Below are 17,154 nucleotides of genomic sequence, written 5' to 3' on the forward strand. Positions count from 1 at the left end.
GGGCACAAATGCGACTGTTAGATTTGATAAAGTCCTACAGTTTAAACCTGACAGTTCAAGTTAGTACTTATTAAAATAAACGAAGCTAACTACTTGAACTGGCTTATTCTATGTCGCTTATTATTGTTGCCCGAACCCCGAACCCCGAACCCCGAACCCCGAACCCCGAACCCCGAACCCCGAACCCCGAACCCCGCAATTAAGCTATTAGTTTCTCCGCTAGGTTGAGTTCCATTGTTGCTTTTAATAAACGGTATAAGTTAATTGACGCGTCAATTTCTTCTTTACGGTTGGTTAAGCTTTCAATATTTAAGCCCAGCGGCACACCTAAGTGCGCACAGCTTTTTAAAATTGAGTCGAGGTTTTCGCGACAAATACGCACTGATTCGCTTAATGTATTTTCCGAATCAAGCATGCGCCATTTAGTTGCCTCTGGCACTGAGATGCCTAGCCATTGCATAAACTCTAAGGTTTTTTCACCACCACAAGGCGTAAAGGTTAATATAATTCGATTAGGTGTCAGGCCTTGTGCTTTGCATGTGCGCGCATAACTGGTTATTAAATCTATGGTTGCTTGTGCGTTGTACACGGCTTGAGAGATAAAAAACTGGCACCCTTGTGCTGTTTTTTCTATTAAGCGTTGGTGTTCGTTGCGCTTATTGGCATGGCGCTCAGCAATGGTTACACCACCTAAAAAGAAATCTTCAGACTGCTCTGCCAGTGTTTTATAGGCATTCGGTAAGCTCAGCTTTATATCACCTGCTGATGATGGGCTGCCCACTAACACCACGTTTTTTAAATCGTAGTCATTTTTAGTTTCATCTAACCACGCTTTAAACTCACTCACACCGCGCTGAGCTACACTTTTATAAGTAATTACATCAAGATCAGATAAGCCTCGTAAGAGTTGACTGTACTCGCGCGGATCAACTGTTTGCTTAAATGCAAATGGACGCGCTTGCTCTGTACGGCTGCTTTCATCTTGAATGTCATAAATAATCACACCGTCATATTCAATTTCGTGTAAACGGCCTAATAACTTTTCGGCAATGACTTTTAATTGCGCTTTATCAGTCCCAATTTTTGGAGGTGTTGTGCCAATTAGGTAAACACCTTGGTTGGTGTCCTGTATTTTTTCTTGAAGTGATAAAGCCATAATCCTCATTCCAGCTTAATTTGTGATGATGGATTTAATATAGCAGCCATTTAGACGTCTAGATAGATTTATTTATTGAAAGTTTCTCAACAAACGTGAATTATTTTCATAGTTAAACCAAGTTACCAGCAATAACTGACACAGTTGTTTACATAATTAATAGGCTTAGGGCTCTTATATTTAATTGCTTTACGGCATACTTAGTTTGGTAAATGTTTTAAAAATTGCTCAATTTAAAAAGGGATAACAATGAAATTTAAATTATTGGCAACTAGCCTAGCGGTATCGCTGGCCTTAACAGGTTGTGCTATGCAGCAAAGTCAAAACACGCAAACAGCAGCTCAACAAGAACAAGTTAATAAAGCAGATGAGCGTGTTTTTTCACAAGATTACCTATTAGAAGAGCTAGATAACGGCTTGCGTGTGATGGTAGTTAAAACCGATTACCCAGATGTAGTATCGCTACAAATACCGGTATCTGTTGGCTCGCGAAATGAAGTGGAAGCGGGTAAAACTGGTTTTGCTCACTTTTTTGAACACATGATGTTTAAAGGCTCTGAAAAGTTTCCGCAAGATGTGTATTCAGATATTCTAAAAAATTCAGGGGTTGATAACCGCGCCTACACAACTAACGATTACACTAACTACCACTTAAATTTTTCAAAACAGCATCTTGATAAAGTACTTGAGATTGAAGCTGATATTTTTCAAAACTTAAGCTACACCGAAGAACAATTTAGAACCGAAGCGCTTACCGTTAAAGGCGAGTACTTAAAAAATAACGCCAGTCCAATTCGTAAATTATTAAGTGCGGTACGCCAAGAAGCGTTCGAAAAACATACCTATAAACACACTACTATGGGCTTTTTTGAAGACATTGAAGCTATGCCAGATCAAATGACCTACGGTAAAGAGTTTTTTGATAAGTTTTATAAGCCTGAATATGTATCGCTTGTGATTGTTGGTGATGTTGATCCAAAAGAGACCATGGCGATGGTTAAAAAACACTGGGGTAACTGGCAAAAAGGCGACTATGTTGCTGATATTCCAAAAGAGCCAACTCAGCAAGCGCCAAAATATGTGCATGAGCAAAACGAAGGGTTACCAGGTCATTGGTTACTTGTGTCGTATAAAGGGGCTGCATGGGAGCCTCAGAAAAAAGACAGAGCCGCATTAGATTTACTGTCGCAGCTTTACTTTTCTAGCAATTCAGATATTTACCAAGAGCTGGTAGTAGAAAAGCAAATCGCGAGTCAAATGTTTATTTATAACCCAGAAACTAAAGATCCAGGGTTACTGCATGTATTTGTAAAAGTTGAAAATGCCGATGATTTAGCCACAGTGCGTGATGCTATAAACCGTACCTATGCCAAAGCGCGTACCGAGTTGGTTGATAGCCAAAAACTCAGCGATTTAAAGTCTAACCTTAAATACAGCTTTATAAATGGTTTAGATTCATCGCAAGCAATTGCCTCTACACTTGCCAGCTATATGCATTTTGAGCGCGATCCTGAGGTGATTAATCAGCTGTATAAATCGGCAGACAATATCACTAGCGAAGATATTAGAGCCGTTGCAAATAAGTATTTTGTTGATAATGCTCGCACCACAATTACTATGTCGGCACTTGATAAAGCCCCAGGTTTTGAACAAGAAAGCGATTTAAATGCCTTGGTAGCAAAATATCAGCAAGTACCGAGTAAGCCAATCTTTAAGGTGCTGGATAAAACCAATAGCTCGCCGTTAATCGATATTAACTTATTATTTAATACCGGTGCCGCTGCCGATCCGCAAGGTAAAAAAGGCGTGGCGGCACTGACTGCCGCAATGCTGGCGCAAGGTGGCTCAACCTCAATGAGTTACAAAGAAATTAAAAAAGCAATGTACCCGCTTGCGGGTAGTTTTGGTTATCAAATAGATAAAGAAATGCTGTCGTTCCAAGGGCGTATTCATAAAGATAATGCTGCTCAGTGGTATGCCTTAGTGAGTGAGCAGCTTCTAAACCCAGGCTTTAGAGAAGATGACTTTAAACGTCTGAAAAAAGAAATGATCGATGGCATTAAATCGGGTTTAAAAGCTTCTAATGATGAAGAGTTGGGTAAAGAAGTGCTCTACAGTGTGCTTTATAAAGGCCACCCTTATGAAAGCTATAACTACGGTGACTTATCTGACTTAGAAGCGCTCACTCTTGATGATGTTAAAGCGTTTTATAATGCTGAACTTACACAAGCTAAACTTACTGTGGGTTTAATTGGTGCAGTCCCTACAAAACTTAAAGCACAAATGTTAGCTGACTTAGCGACACTCCCTAAAGGCGAACAAAGCCGCTTAACAATCCCTGATGCGCCAGAGCTTAAAGGTCATCATGCAACAATTGTTGAAAAGTCAGCGCAATCAACAGCTGTATCGTTTGGCTTTCCTATTGATACCATTCGTAGCAGCGAAGACTGGACCGCATTGTGGTTAGTGCGCTCGTACTTTGGTGAGCATCGTAGTTCTAACAGTTACTTGTACGAACGTATTCGTCAAACCCGTGGTATGAATTACGGTGATTACGCCTACATTGAATACTTCCCTAGAGGTATGTTTCAAACTAAACCGGATGCAAACTTAGGGCGCTCTGAGCAAATATTCCAGGTGTGGCTGCGTCCACTGCGCTCAAACAACGATGCGCATTTTGCTACCCGTACCGCATTATTTGAGCTAGATAAACTAATTAAAAATGGCATGACTGAGGCTGATTTTGAAGCCACACGTAACTTTTTAATTAACTTTGTGCCACAAATGGTTGCTAGTCAAAATCGCCAGTTAGGTTATGCGCTAGATAGCGAGTTTTATAACACCGATAGTTTTGTAAACTATGTAACAAACAAGCTTAAAACATTGACTGTTGGCGATGTAAATCGCGTGATTAAAGACAACCTACAAACTGAGAATATCCACTATGTGTTTGTTACCGGTGATGGTGAAGATATGCAAAAACGTTTAGCAACTATGCAAACCTCGCCTATGGTGTACAACACCGATAAGCCTGCCGAGTTAGTGGCTGAAGATAAGGTAATTGCTGATTATAAACTGGCAATACCAGCGAAAAATATTGAAGTAGTGAAGGTGGATAAAGTATTTCAATAATTTAAGTTCTTAAGTTCTTAAGTTTTTAAGTACTAAAAAATGCCCCTGTGCCGTAAGCATTGGGGCATTTTTATATTTTATTAGTTACTAACTAATAGTACTGAGGCTGCACCAAGGGCAAAACTAATAACAGAGCTAATAACTAAACCAGCAATAAAACTTTTAGATGGGCTGTTATTGGCATCATTTTGGTTGTTTTCATCAAGCTTAATAAGCTCACCTTGGCGTACTTCAAATACCGCACATAAGGCCATGGTGGTTTCTTTTGAGGCTGCACCTTCTTTTTCTACTCGTTGAATGGTTCGCAAGCTTACATCGCAGGCATCGGCAAGCTGTTGTTGTGTCCAATCGAATGTGTGCCTAAGCGACTTTACCGTTGCAGGGTTTAATTGCATGTTAAAGTTTCCCTACAAATAGCTCTACGACTGCTGCTGTAGTATAGCCAAATACTGCACCACCTAATGCACAACCTAGAATAAAAAAAACCGCTTTTTTAGGATCGCTAGGAAGACTACTTTGAACTTGCTTGGCAAGCACTTCTTGATCTTTGTAAAGAGTGCATTCAAGTCGTCCTGTCAGTATATTGAGCATGTCAAATTTCACTTGGTACTGCGAATTTTCAAAATCAAATGTGTGTGAGCTTTTTATATTAACGCTGCGTCTGCTGCTAACTAAGTCATCGTTAATATAGACTTCCTCTTTACCAGTAAAGTAGCTTCCAAAACAGGCTATTTGGTTATCGCCATCTTGAAAGTAAAATTTATAGCCTAATTTTTTTGTATTTAATATGTCGTTTTTCATCATCGTTATCCTTGTTGAGTTGATGATGCTAATTTAGCGTTTATTATTATTTTTTACGCCGTCAGCAGTACGCCAGTGGCTATTTTGGCACATGACACACGTGCTGTCATATGTTGTTATTTACTGATTTTTATTAACTTATTTTATTTTTTCATAAATGCTTAAACCTGCCTAGCTGTCATATGACATGACTTGAAAAAAGTAATATAAACCTGAAACTTAGCTGGTTATATCTAATAACTAGAACAAATAACAAAGGGATTAACACCTAGGCGGCTAAATCCGTTAGAATTGGCGATAGGCTCTTTGTACTAATCTTAAGGCATTATTATGCGTCATGAAATTTGGCAACAGCTTCGTAGTGAAGCAAATGAAGTAGTAACTCGTGAACCCCTTTTAGCGAGCCATGTGTATTCGTGTATTTTAAATCATGAGTGCTTAGGGTCGGCATTGAGTTTTATTGTTGCTAATAAACTAGCTGATGCTGTGGTTTCTGCTTTTACAATACGCGAGTTGTTTGACCAAGCATTTGTAAAGTGTGACCGGATGCTGACGTATGTTGCTCATGATATTAAAGCGGTAAAAGACCGTGACCCTGCGGCCGAAACCTACCTTACTGTGATTTTAAATTTAAAAGGGTTTCACGCGATTCAAGCACACCGTTTAGCAAACTGCTTATGGCAGCAAAACCGTAAAGAGCTTGCACGCTTTATTCAAAGCCGTACCTCAGAGGTGTTTGGGGTTGATATTCACCCTGCCTGTAAAGTAGGCCAAGGCATCATGTTTGACCATGCCACCGGTATTGTAATTGGCGAAACCGCCGTAATTGAAGATAATGTATCTATATTACAATCGGTTACATTAGGTGGTACGGGTAACGAGCAAGGTGATCGCCATCCTAAAATTAGAGCGGGCGTACTTATTGGCGCGGGCGCTAAAGTACTGGGTAACATTGAAGTGGGCGAGGGCGCACGTATTGGCGCAGGTTCAGTGGTATTAAGCCCTGTGCCGCCTCACACAACTGCTGTTGGCGTACCTGCAAAAATTATTGGTCGTCCTGATTGTGAGTGCCCGGCAGAAAGTATGAACCAAAACTTTTTAGAATATCCCGAGCCAGAAAACGAATCGCACACCAGTGCAATGCTTTAATTTTTGAGTACCTAGAAATGATATATAAAAGTAACCTTGTGGCTATGCTGCTCTGTTTTTCTTCAGGCGTGGCATTAGCAAGTGGTTACTTTTTGTTTTTTAAAGATTCCACTCGTGTTTCCTCAGCGCCCAAACAAGCTGTAATCTCTTCGGCTAACACTCAAGTCAATAATCAGCCAACTACTTTGCAAGGCCTAGTGCAGGTTAATAAAGCCCAAGAGGCTGATCAACAAACTCAGCTAGCACAACATGTGGTTGAGCTTAATCAGCGGCTTGAAAAAAAATCAATCCAGCTTAAGCAATCTCAACAACAGCTAAAGTTAAATCAATTAGAAAGTGTAGAGCTTGATGATGAGCTCGCAATACAGTTTGAGCAAGAGGCTGATAATCTCGAATGGAGTTACGAGCTTGAAGTCGCGTTAACTGACTTTTTAATTATTAATGAGTTTGCAGATAGCGCTGAGCTTACAGCGCTAAAGTGTAAGCAAACAATTTGTAAGTTTGAGCTTACCATTAACCAACATGCCGTTAATTATGGAGCTAAATTATGGCGCGAGCTAAACGATAAGCTTCATCTTGAACCTTGGTGGCAGCAATTTAAACTCAGTGCATCTCAATCTAACGATGCCCGTATTGAGTTTACTGTTAGTACGCAAGGCTAGCGCTTAGCAATATGGCTAAGCTTCTACCTTTGAAATAACCTGGCCATCTACTAACTCAGTGATCAACACATCACCCACTTTTACATCTTCCACTGATTTAACCACTTTATTTTGCGCCGTTTTCGTTATGCTGTAACCGCGCGCTAATACATTAAGGGGGCTAACCGAATCAAGCCGACTCGCCTGTAAGGCAAGCGTATTATTTGCGTGTTGTAGTTGCTGCTGCATCGCTTGGTTTAGCCTTGCATGTAGCTGTGCTAACTGATGGTTTGCATTTGCTAGCTTTTTATCTGGTGATTGGCGCATTAGGCGTGGAGTTAAATTAGCTAATACGCGTTCTTGCTGGTATAAACGCTGACGCATTGCCTGTTGCAGTGCAATACTCAACTCATCTAAGCGTTGTGATTTTTGGTTTAGCTGATTGCGCGGGTGGCATAAATTTAAGCGGTGCTGTAGTTGAATTGCCAGTGCGCGTTTATCGGCAATGTCATGTTTAAATGCATTCGCTAAACGGCTAACTAATTGATTAACCCTATTATGTAGCTCTTGTGTATTGGGACTTACTAGCTCCGCTGCCGCCGAGGGGGTTGCTGCGCGCACATCAGCGACATAATCGCTAATCGTGGTGTCTATTTCATGGCCAACAGCGCTCACAATGGGTAGTGCGCTTTGATAAATAGTGCGAGCAAGTTGCTCATGATTAAAACACCATAAATCTTCTAATGAACCACCACCGCGTCCGAGTATAATAACGTCGACTTCGTTACGACGATTTGCCAGCTCTATTTGCTTGATTAAATGGCCATGCGCTTCTTTGCCTTGCACCATCGCAGGGTAAATAACGACTTCTAATTGCGGAGCACGACGTTTTAGCACAGTTAAAATATCTTTGATTGCGGCGCCTGTAGGTGAGGTGATCACCCCTATGCGATTTATGTTTTGGGGTAGGGGTTTTTTATAAGCAGAGCTAAATAAGCCCTCTGCAGCCAAACGCATTTTTAGCGCGTCAAACTCTTGCTTAAGTTGCCCTTCGCCGGCAGGCTCCATATGTTCAACAATAAGCTGGTAGTCACCACGGGGTTCGTACAAAGACACACGTGCTTTAACAGTTACTTGTGCGCCGTTAATTGGTCGGTAACTTTGGTTGCGATTATTGCCTCGCCACATGGCGGCTTTAATTTGCGCTTTATCGTCTTTTAACGAAAAATACCAATGCCCAGAAGCAGGCGCAATAAAGTTAGAAATTTCACCAGTGAGTACTAAAGACGCAAAACCTTGTTCAAGTAAGGCACGTATTTCACGATTAAGGCGAGATACGGTATAAACCGTTTGCGAGGGCTTAGAAAACATAAAAACTACCAAAAAACATTTATAAATCTAGCTTATCATAAATAAATACAAAATATTATTTACTAGTGCCTACAACGCTGTTAAAATTTGGCCGCAATTCCTTATCTTAGATCCACATGTGAGAAGTTGCCAAAATGCTTAGAATCGCTAAAGAAGCTCTTACCTTTGATGACGTACTTTTAGTACCTGGTCATTCTACTGTTTTGCCACACACGGCAAATATTTCAACTCGCTTAACGCGTGGTATCAAACTTAACTTGCCGCTCATTTCAGCATCTATGGATACTGTTACAGAAGCTCGTTTAGCTATTGCCCTCGCGCAGGAAGGTGGTCTTGGTTTTATTCATAAAAACATGACCATTGCAGAACAAGCGAAAAATGTTCGTAAAGTTAAAACCTATGAAGCAGGTATTGTTTCATACCCTGTTACAGTTACTGCCGATCTGACTATTGCAGATGCTGTTGAATTGTCTCAGGAAAAGGGATTCTCAGGTTTTCCGGTCACCGATAGCGAAAATAACCTTGTAGGTATCGTAACTAGTCGTGATATGCGCTTTGAAACTAAGCTTGAACAGCCGGTTTCAACAGTGATGACGAAAAAAGAAAACCTAGTAACGGTTAAAGAGGGAACTGCTCGCGAAGATATCTTAAGCTTAATGCACGAACACCGCATTGAGAAGATTCTTGTGGTTGATGATGCGTTTAAACTTAAAGGCATGATCACCGTAAAAGATTACCAAAAAGCACAAGACAAACCAGACGCGTGTAAAGACGAGCAAGGTCGTTTACGTGTAGGTGCTGCTGTAGGTGTTGGAGCAGGTACTGATGAGCGTATTGCTGCATTAGTTGAAGCCGGTGTTGATGTACTACTAATCGACACTTCTCATGGTCACTCACAAGGTGTTATTGACCGTGTTGCAGCGACTCGTCAAGCTTACCCAGACTTACAAATTGTTGCGGGTAACGTGGCAACTGCCGAAGGTGCTATTGCCCTTGCAGATGCTGGTGTTGATGCTGTTAAAGTAGGTATCGGCCCAGGTTCTATTTGTACTACACGTATTGTTACTGGTTGTGGTGTACCACAAATAACAGCCATTTCAGATGCGGTTGAAGGCCTTAAAGGTCGCGATATTCCAGTGATTGCCGATGGCGGTATTCGTTTCTCAGGTGACATTGTAAAAGCACTCGTTGCGGGTGCATCGTGTGTAATGGTTGGCTCTATGCTCGCGGGTACAGAGGAAGCACCTGGTGAAGTTGAACTTTATCAAGGTCGCTACTACAAGTCTTACCGTGGTATGGGTAGCCTAGGTGCGATGGATCAAAAAGAAGGTTCATCAGATCGCTACTTCCAAAAATCAAACCAAGCTGACAAGTTAGTACCTGAAGGCATTGAAGGTCGTGTTGCTTATAAAGGGCCAATTGCGACAATTATTCACCAACAAGTGGGTGGTCTTCGCAGTGCAATGGGCTTAACCGGTTGTGCCACAATCGAAGAGTTAAACACTAAACCACAGTTTGTACGTGTAACTTCTGCTGGTATGGGTGAGTCGCATGTTCATGATGTGCAAATCACTAAAGAAGCACCGAACTACCGTTTAGGCTAATCAGCCTTAACATGAAATAAGTGGGCTAACCTTTGTTAGCCCTAATATAGTCACACAGCTTAAGCTGGTGGCGTTTAGCACCTGACTTTACGAGATACTTCATGAGCAAAGACATTCACGATTCACGAATCCTCATTTTAGATTTTGGTTCACAATACACGCAGTTAATCGCCCGTCGCGTGCGCGAAATTGGTGTTTATTGTGAGCTTTGGGCTTGGGATGTAACCGAAGAGCAAATTCGCGAGTTTAACCCACAAGGTATTATCCTTTCTGGTGGCCCAGAATCAACTACGCTTGAAAATAGCCCGCGTGCTCCTGAGTATGTATTTGATGCTGGCGTACCAGTATTGGGTATTTGTTACGGTATGCAAACTATGGCAACGCAGCTTGGCGGCCGTGTACATAGCTCAGATAAAAAAGAATTTGGTTACGCGCAAGTTGAAAAAGTGGGTAACTGTGCATTATTTGATGCCATTGAAGATCATATTACTGATGGCGGCAATGGTGTACTAGATGTTTGGATGAGCCATGGTGATAAAGTAATGGAAATTCCAGATACTTTTAATACCACTGCTAAAACATCTACTTGCCCACATGCGGCAATGTCTAACGAAGAAAAACGCTTTTACGGTGTACAATTTCACCCAGAAGTAACGCACACACATCAAGGTCAACGTTTACTAGAGCGTTTTGCTATTGATATTTGTGGTTGTGAAAAATTATGGACGCCGGCAAAAATCATTGATGACGCCATTGAGCGTATCAAAGAAACAGTAGGCGACGACGAAGTTATTTTAGGCTTATCAGGCGGTGTAGATTCATCGGTTGTAGCTATGCTTATTCACCGTGCTATTGGTGAGCGACTAACCTGTGTATTTGTTGATAACGGGCTACTTCGTTTAAACGAAGGCCAACAAGTAATGGACATGTTTGGCAATAAGTTTGGTTTAAACATTGTTAAAGTAGATGCCGAAGATCAATTCTTAAATGACTTAGCAGGTAAATCAGATCCTGAAGATAAGCGTAAAGCCATTGGCCACACGTTTATTAACGTATTTGATGAGCAAGCTAAAAAGCTTAAAAACGCAAAATGGTTAGGTCAAGGTACAATTTACCCTGACGTAATCGAATCAGCAGCTTCAGCGACTGGTAAAGCACACGTAATTAAATCGCACCATAATGTGGGCGGCTTACCAGATGATATGCAAATGGGCTTAGTAGAGCCATTACGTGAGTTATTTAAGGATGAAGTACGTAAAATTGGTTTAGAGCTAGGTTTACCGTACGACATGCTTTACCGCCACCCATTCCCAGGGCCAGGTTTAGGTGTGCGTGTACTTGGCGAAATCAAAAAAGAGTACTGTGATTTACTTCGCCGCGCTGATGCTATTTTCATTGAAGAGCTTCACAAAGCAGAGCTTTACCATAAAGTAAGCCAAGCGTTTACTGTATTCTTACCGGTTAAGTCGGTAGGGGTTATGGGTGATGCACGTAAGTATGATTGGGTTGTTTCACTTCGTTGTGTAGAAACCATTGACTTTATGACTGCGCGTTGGTCACATTTACCGTATGAGTTCTTAGGTGTGGTTTCAAACCGTATCATTAATGAAATCGACTGTATCTCACGTGTTGTTTACGATATTTCAGGTAAACCACCTGCAACTATCGAATGGGAATAACCCTCTCATAGTTATAATTAAGTAATAACTAACGGCGAATTAGCATGCTAATTCGCCGTTTTGTTTATTTAAAAAGCAAACAAACCAAAAATTTGATTTTTTACTTTACCTTTGTCAAAAGGTCTTTATAATTCATCGTCATTGCAGGGGCGTAGTTCCAATTGGTAGAACAGCGGTCTCCAAAACCGACGGTTGGGAGTTCGAATCTCTCCGCCCCTGCCATTTCTTCTTTACATCGTTTTGATTACTTCATATATTATTCAACTTACTAATTCCATCGAGTCGTTATGCATTCACGTTACGCATCTGTTTTTGGTATAGAAAAGCTTGAACTTAATCAACACTTTCGCCCAGCTCCGTCAGAGCAGTCAGCTAATTCATCGTTAATACTCTGTGATACGTTAAAAGATGATATTGAGCGTGCATTTGCGCCAGTAACAATAAACAAGATTGTTAAATCATCAACCATTGAGTTTAGTGAGCAACAATTAGGCTTACCTGATTCCACCCTGTCCAGTGCACAAAAACGTGTGTTATGGGCATTAATGAGTGAACACCTTGATACACTTTAAATCGGTTACCGATGAGAATATCAATGAGCTTATGGCCATTGAAACCAGCTGCCACACACATCCTTGGACATTAAAAACAATGCAATCATGTTTGCAGGGACGTTATTTTAATTTAGCGGCGTTCGATGAAGAGCAAATGATAGGTTTTTATATTGGTGAAAAAGCTGGACCCGATTTTACTCTAATGGATATTTGTGTCGCCCCAAGCTTTCAGGGACAAGGATTTGCTCAGCAGTTATTAACGCAGTTTATAGCGTATGGTGAGCAACACAGCGCCGAAAACTTATTTTTAGAAGTACGCGAATCTAATACACGGGCTATTGCTTTGTATGAACGAGCAGGCTTTATTGAAATGTCAGTGCGTAAAAATTATTACCCCAGTGACGCTCCCAATAAAAACGGCTTTGAAGACGCGATTTTAATGGGCATGGCACTGGGTTTAAATTTTTAAGGATTACTTATTAGCGATGGCTTGCTCTATTGCGGCAATAAGTTCTGCAACGTGTTTTTCTCTTTGTGGCATATCATTGCCTTTTAAGCTTTGTTCAACCGCTGAGGCGCTTTGGTAAATTTCATCAAAGTTAAAACAACCAGCGCTGCCTTTAATACTATGGGCAAGGGCGCGCAATGTCTCACAGTCACGGCTGTTATATAGTGCTTTTATCTGTTGTAAATAATCAGGTAAGCTTGCTAAATAATTAGCATTTATTTGCTGAAACTTCTCACTCTTCAATAAGCTATCCCACTTGTTTTGGTTATCACGTTCAAGGTGTAAATAGCTGACTAATACATTTTCTAGTGCGTCTTTATCAATGGGTTTACCCAGCGCTTTATCACAGCCTGCTTCAAGGTAAGTATCAATATCATGATTCATCACATTCGCGGTCAGAGCGATAATTGGGCCATCATAGGCCGCATCTCTGAGCATTTTAGTTGCTTCTAACCCACCCATAACCGGCATTTGCATATCCATGATTATAAGCTGGTAGTCGTTTACCAACGCCATTTCTACAGCTTGTGCACCATTGTTGGCTATATCGGGCTCTAATCCCCATGTTTGTAATAGCAATTTAATCAGTAACTGATTATCGGGGTTATCTTCTGCTACCAAAATATGCGCATCAAAGCTGTTGCTTGCAAAAGACAGCTGCGGATCCTTTTCTGGTGTTAGTTGAGAATGCTCGGTTAATAATAAATTGCCGCCAAGGCTATTATGCAAATGGCAATCTATATCGATGGTAAAGCAACTACCCACACCCACCTCACTGGTTACACTTACATCACCACCTAGTAACTGAGCTAAGTTTTTTGAAATACACAGCCCTAATCCCGTACCACCAAACCGACGTGTCGTTGTAGCATCGGCTTGCTCAAATGGCGTAAATAATCGTTTTATTTGGTTTGGCGACATACCAATGCCGGTATCTTCAATAACAAAGGTAAGCGTTTTTGGTGCTTGGTATTTAGCGGTTATTGTAACCTGACCTTGCTCAGTGAATTTAACCGCATTACTGGCAATATTAATCAGTATTTGTTTTAAGCGAGTAATATCACTATTAATAGTATGCGGTAGCGGAAGCGCATAATTAATTGTAAATGACAGCTGCTTCTCTTGTGCTAGAGGTTTAATGATTGATTCAACATCATGAATAAGTTGTACAACATTTAACGGCGTTTGCTCAACCGCGAGTTTTTCGGCTTCAATTTTTGAAAGATCGAGAATGTTATTAATAAGCTCTAACAAATGTTTTGAGTTACGTAGAATAGTGCCTAAATGATGTTTGTCATTGGTTGGTTTTTCGCTATGCAGTAGTTGCTCTGTAAATCCCATAATGGCTGTAAGCGGAGTGCGAATTTCATGACTCATATTGGCTAAAAAGCGGCTTTTAAGCTGGTTTGCTTGTTCTGCTTGGGCGATGGCGGTTTCAAGCTTACTGTTCATCGACTCAAGCGCTTTAGTTCGGCTTTCTACTTTGTCTTCTAAGTGATGCTTATATTCTTCTAGTTGCTGTTGATAATGCTTAATTTGGTTAATCATGTGATTAAAGTCGTTAAACAGTATTCCTACTTCATCCGTAGTATAAGCAGGGAGTGTAACAGAGAGGTCGCCATCACCAACTCGATGACTTGCTTCACCTAATAACTCTATTGGGTTAAGCAGTAAATTACGCACCACAATAAAAATTAAGATTGGTAGGGTGATCACAGAAATAATAACAATTAGCCCGGTGATCACACTAATTGCTTTGCCTGACTGATACAATACTGCTTTTGGAATGGTCGATACATAATAGTAGCCGCCACTCATTTGGGCTGCAAAAATCAGTCGCTCTATTTTATCAACACTTGAAAGTTCAATGGTTGATAAGCTGCCTATATCCGCTAAATCGTTAATTTTATTTAGCTCATACTCGCTGACATAGTGGCCACGCATTTTATAATCGGAGCTAAACAAAATTTTACCATCGTTGGCCAGTAACAAATTTAATGTGTTGTTATAAGGCGCTTCTAAAATGCTGGTGTTTAAAATAGAGGGGTCGACTTTAAGAATAATAAAGCCTAATTGTTGTGGGCGTTTTAAATAATAGTCGACGCTATATATGCGCTGCACAAAGTATAAGTTAGTGGTGCCATCTTCTTTTTGCACCATAAACTGCTGCTGGCTTAAATTACTTTGTTTAACTTGATCAAAAAATGGGTAGGATTTGGGCGCTACGGTTAAATTACTGGAATAATAGGCGTCACTTTTACCTGTTTTTGAGACTAAGTTAATACTAATAATGTCAGGGTAGGCTTCACTGTAACTGGCAAATACGTCCATTAACGCGCCAAGGCGATAGGTATAGCTGGCGTCTTCAAATAAATCTTTAGCTAAAAAGTCACTTAGTACTGGTGAAGCAGAGAGTAACTTAGCCGTTGCATGAAAAGAATCGATATAGTTGAATACTTTTTGCTGTTGTTGTTCTACAAAGCGACTCATAATCAAGTCGGCCTGCTTTTGCGTAGAGTTGGTCACATTAGTGAGCGTAAAGCCCCCTAAAAATAACAATGGCAGTATAACCAGTGGAGTTATATACCATAATAATCGAATACTTAGCTTACTGGTTTTCATTACCCAACATCAAATCCTCCATGTAATCGACCAATAATATGATTTACAGCACTATTACTCAAGCTTGGTGTTAAGTTAGTGGGCAATTTATAGCGTTATTGTTAATTATCGCTGAAAACACCAAACTTAAAAAAGATCCGTTAATAACCAACCATTGATTGTTTATAAAGCCAAGATCAGCGAAAATAGTCTTTAATTACGATTAACTTAACGGATAGCGTCACAAGAGCTAATTTGGGTTCTTGTTGGGGTATGTTGAGCTTTAGAGGTTAGCTTGTTTTTAGCCTTAAAAGCTCAGCATACTAAAATACAAATACATCCGTATATCAACTAAAAGAACCTTTTTAATGGCAGACCAAAATCTCCTTAGCGAAATTAATAAACGCCGTACCTTTGCGATCATCTCGCACCCGGATGCGGGTAAAACCACTATCACTGAAAAAGTATTGTTATTCGGACAAGCAATTCAAAAAGCTGGAACGGTAAAAGGCCGTGGCTCTAATCAGCATGCCAAGTCTGATTGGATGGAAATGGAAAAAGAGCGTGGTATTTCTGTGACTACCTCTGTAATGCAATTTCCTTATAACAATGCGTTAGTTAATTTACTTGATACCCCAGGACACGAAGACTTCTCTGAAGATACATACCGAACTTTAACCGCGGTAGATTCGTGTTTAATGGTAATTGATGCTGCTAAAGGTGTTGAAGAACGTACCCGTAAGCTAATGGAAGTAACACGCCTGCGTACCACGCCTATTGTTACCTTTATGAATAAATGTGACCGTGATATTCGCGACCCAATGGAACTACTTGACGAAGTAGAAACAGAGCTAAATATTGCCTGTGCACCTATTACGTGGCCAATTGGCTGTGGTAAAGAGTTTAAAGGTGTTTACCATATCCATAACGAAGAGACCATTTTATATAAAACAGGTCAAGGTCACACTATTCAAGAAGTACGCAGCATTAAAGGGCTCGATAACCCTGAGCTTGACCAAGCCATTGGTGATGAACTTGCAGCGCAGTTACGCGATGAACTAGAGCTAGTTATTGGTGCATCACACGAATTTGATTTAGATCTATTCTTAGCGGGTGAGTTATCGCCTGTGTATTTTGGTACCGCACTTGGTAACTTTGGTGTAGATCATGTTTTAGATGGGTTAACTCAGTGGGCGCCAACCCCATTACCACGTGAGACAGAAGACCGCCAAGTTGTAGCCACAGAAGAAAACTTCACTGGGTTTGTATTTAAAATTCAGGCCAACATGGATCCAAAACACCGTGACCGTATTGCCTTTATGCGTATTGTGTCGGGTAAATATAGCCAAGGCATGAAAATGAATCATGTGCGTATCGGTAAACAAGTCAGTATTTCTGATGCGGTAACCTTTATGGCGGGCGATCGTGAGCGTGCGGCTGATGCTTACGCTGGTGATATTATTGGTTTACATAACCACGGTACGATTCAAATTGGTGATACCTTTACCCAAGGCGAAAAAATTAAGTTTAGCGGTATTCCAAACTTCGCCCCTGAATTGTTCCGCCGTATTCGTCTGCGCGATCCATTAAAACAAAAACAGTTATTAAAAGGATTGGTACAGCTTTCAGAAGAGGGCGCAGTACAAGTATTCAGACCATTAATTAATAATGACTTAATTGTAGGTGCGGTAGGTGTGTTGCAGTTTGACGTGGTTGTAGCGCGTTTAAAAGCTGAATATAACGTTGATGCAATTTACGAAAGCGTTAATGTAAATACAGCCCGCTGGGTTAGCTGTGATGATGTTAAAAAGTTTGAAGAGTTTAAGCGTAAGTGCGAAAGCAACTTAGCACTTGATGGTGGCGATAATTTAACTTACATCGCGCCGAGTCGTGTAAATCTTAACTTGTCGACAGAGCGTTACCCTGAAGTGACATTTAATCACACGCGTGAAAACTAG

At 40.8% G+C, this 17,154-nt stretch carries 13 protein-coding genes and 1 tRNA gene; 9 read left to right on the forward strand and 5 right to left on the reverse strand.

The features are described 5' to 3' along the window. Positions 1-199: 199 nt before the first annotated feature. Positions 200-1,156: a methylenetetrahydrofolate reductase gene (locus P20311_RS04720; RefSeq protein WP_008110265.1), complete on the reverse strand. Its 957-nt coding sequence runs from the start codon at positions 1,154-1,156 to the stop codon at positions 200-202. Between the two features lie 249 nt (positions 1,157-1,405). Between P20311_RS04720 and P20311_RS04725 the strand changes: the two genes are divergently transcribed. Beyond that, positions 1,406-4,288, forward strand: a complete 2,883-nt coding sequence (locus P20311_RS04725) for a pitrilysin family protein (protein ID WP_008110267.1) — start codon at positions 1,406-1,408, stop codon at positions 4,286-4,288. A gap of 80 nt (positions 4,289-4,368) precedes the next feature. Here the strand turns inward: P20311_RS04725 and P20311_RS04730 are convergent, their stop codons facing one another. Both P20311_RS04730 and P20311_RS04735 read right to left on the reverse strand, forming a co-directional pair. Further along, complete coding sequence (locus tag P20311_RS04730) at positions 4,369-4,683, reverse strand: helix-turn-helix transcriptional regulator (RefSeq protein WP_008110269.1); 315 nt, start codon at positions 4,681-4,683, stop codon at positions 4,369-4,371. Position 4,684: 1 nt separating this feature from the next. Then, complete coding sequence (locus P20311_RS04735; protein ID WP_008110271.1) at positions 4,685-5,092, reverse strand: hypothetical protein; 408 nt, start codon at positions 5,090-5,092, stop codon at positions 4,685-4,687. Between the two features lie 327 nt (positions 5,093-5,419). Between P20311_RS04735 and cysE the strand changes: the two genes are divergently transcribed. Then, complete coding sequence (gene cysE / locus P20311_RS04740) at positions 5,420-6,238, forward strand: serine O-acetyltransferase (RefSeq protein ID WP_008110273.1); 819 nt, start codon at positions 5,420-5,422, stop codon at positions 6,236-6,238. A gap of 17 nt (positions 6,239-6,255) precedes the next feature. Beyond that, the gene (locus P20311_RS04745; RefSeq protein ID WP_008467687.1) at positions 6,256-6,900 is read left to right on the forward strand and encodes a hypothetical protein; all 645 of its coding nucleotides are present in this window, start codon (positions 6,256-6,258) and stop codon (positions 6,898-6,900) included. Positions 6,901-6,915: 15 nt separating this feature from the next. Here the strand turns inward: P20311_RS04745 and xseA are convergent, their stop codons facing one another. Further along, positions 6,916-8,250 carry an exodeoxyribonuclease VII large subunit gene (xseA, locus tag P20311_RS04750; RefSeq protein WP_008110276.1) on the reverse strand — a complete coding sequence of 445 codons (1,335 nt, stop codon included), beginning with the start codon at positions 8,248-8,250 and terminating at the stop codon, positions 6,916-6,918. 134 nt (positions 8,251-8,384) lie between these two features. Here xseA and guaB point away from each other — a divergent pair, with 134 nt between their 5' ends. The 5 genes from guaB (at position 8,385) to rimI (ending at position 12,556) form a co-directional block, all read left to right on the forward strand. Next, positions 8,385-9,854: an IMP dehydrogenase gene (gene guaB / locus P20311_RS04755; RefSeq protein ID WP_008110278.1), complete on the forward strand. Its 1,470-nt coding sequence runs from the start codon at positions 8,385-8,387 to the stop codon at positions 9,852-9,854. 101 nt (positions 9,855-9,955) lie between these two features. Further along, a complete protein-coding gene (gene guaA / locus P20311_RS04760) occupies positions 9,956-11,533 on the forward strand; it encodes a glutamine-hydrolyzing GMP synthase (protein ID WP_008110281.1) in 1,578 nt (525 codons plus the stop codon). A 145-nt stretch (positions 11,534-11,678) separates the two neighbouring features. Beyond that, positions 11,679-11,755, forward strand: a tRNA-Trp gene (locus tag P20311_RS04765). Positions 11,756-11,820: 65 nt separating this feature from the next. Next, a complete protein-coding gene (locus P20311_RS04770; RefSeq protein WP_008110283.1) occupies positions 11,821-12,105 on the forward strand; it encodes a hypothetical protein in 285 nt (94 codons plus the stop codon). Then, positions 12,092-12,556: a ribosomal protein S18-alanine N-acetyltransferase gene (gene rimI, locus P20311_RS04775; protein WP_008467686.1), complete on the forward strand. Its 465-nt coding sequence runs from the start codon at positions 12,092-12,094 to the stop codon at positions 12,554-12,556. The genes P20311_RS04770 and rimI overlap by 14 nt, the downstream gene beginning before the upstream one ends. A gap of 3 nt (positions 12,557-12,559) precedes the next feature. Here rimI and P20311_RS04780 read toward each other — a convergent pair whose 3' ends face one another. After that, positions 12,560-15,217 carry an ATP-binding protein gene (locus P20311_RS04780; protein ID WP_008110287.1) on the reverse strand — a complete coding sequence of 886 codons (2,658 nt, stop codon included), beginning with the start codon at positions 15,215-15,217 and terminating at the stop codon, positions 12,560-12,562. Between the two features lie 347 nt (positions 15,218-15,564). Here P20311_RS04780 and prfC point away from each other — a divergent pair, with 347 nt between their 5' ends. After that, positions 15,565-17,154, forward strand: a complete 1,590-nt coding sequence (gene prfC / locus P20311_RS04785; protein WP_008110289.1) for a peptide chain release factor 3 — start codon at positions 15,565-15,567, stop codon at positions 17,152-17,154.

Origin of the sequence: Pseudoalteromonas sp. BSi20311 (genome assembly GCF_000239875.1) — a bacterium.
In the GTDB taxonomy this organism is placed as follows: Bacteria; Pseudomonadota; Gammaproteobacteria; order Enterobacterales; family Alteromonadaceae; genus Pseudoalteromonas.

What these genes read in the sequence shown, in the direction of transcription:
- P20311_RS04720 (WP_008110265.1), bottom strand. Translation starts at nt 1,156, where the DNA reads ATGGCTTTATCACTTCAAGAAAAAATACAGGACACCAACCAAGGTGTT.
- P20311_RS04725 (WP_008110267.1), top strand. Translation starts at nt 1,406, where the DNA reads ATGAAATTTAAATTATTGGCAACTAGCCTAGCGGTATCGCTGGCCTTA.
- P20311_RS04730 (WP_008110269.1), bottom strand. Translation starts at nt 4,683, where the DNA reads ATGCAATTAAACCCTGCAACGGTAAAGTCGCTTAGGCACACATTCGAT.
- P20311_RS04735 (WP_008110271.1), bottom strand. Translation starts at nt 5,092, where the DNA reads ATGATGAAAAACGACATATTAAATACAAAAAAATTAGGCTATAAATTT.
- cysE (WP_008110273.1), top strand. Translation starts at nt 5,420, where the DNA reads ATGCGTCATGAAATTTGGCAACAGCTTCGTAGTGAAGCAAATGAAGTA.
- P20311_RS04745 (WP_008467687.1), top strand. Translation starts at nt 6,256, where the DNA reads ATGATATATAAAAGTAACCTTGTGGCTATGCTGCTCTGTTTTTCTTCA.
- xseA (WP_008110276.1), bottom strand. Translation starts at nt 8,250, where the DNA reads ATGTTTTCTAAGCCCTCGCAAACGGTTTATACCGTATCTCGCCTTAAT.
- guaB (WP_008110278.1), top strand. Translation starts at nt 8,385, where the DNA reads ATGCTTAGAATCGCTAAAGAAGCTCTTACCTTTGATGACGTACTTTTA.
- guaA (WP_008110281.1), top strand. Translation starts at nt 9,956, where the DNA reads ATGAGCAAAGACATTCACGATTCACGAATCCTCATTTTAGATTTTGGT.
- P20311_RS04770 (WP_008110283.1), top strand. Translation starts at nt 11,821, where the DNA reads ATGCATTCACGTTACGCATCTGTTTTTGGTATAGAAAAGCTTGAACTT.
- P20311_RS04780 (WP_008110287.1), bottom strand. Translation starts at nt 15,217, where the DNA reads ATGAAAACCAGTAAGCTAAGTATTCGATTATTATGGTATATAACTCCA.
- prfC (WP_008110289.1), top strand. Translation starts at nt 15,565, where the DNA reads ATGGCAGACCAAAATCTCCTTAGCGAAATTAATAAACGCCGTACCTTT.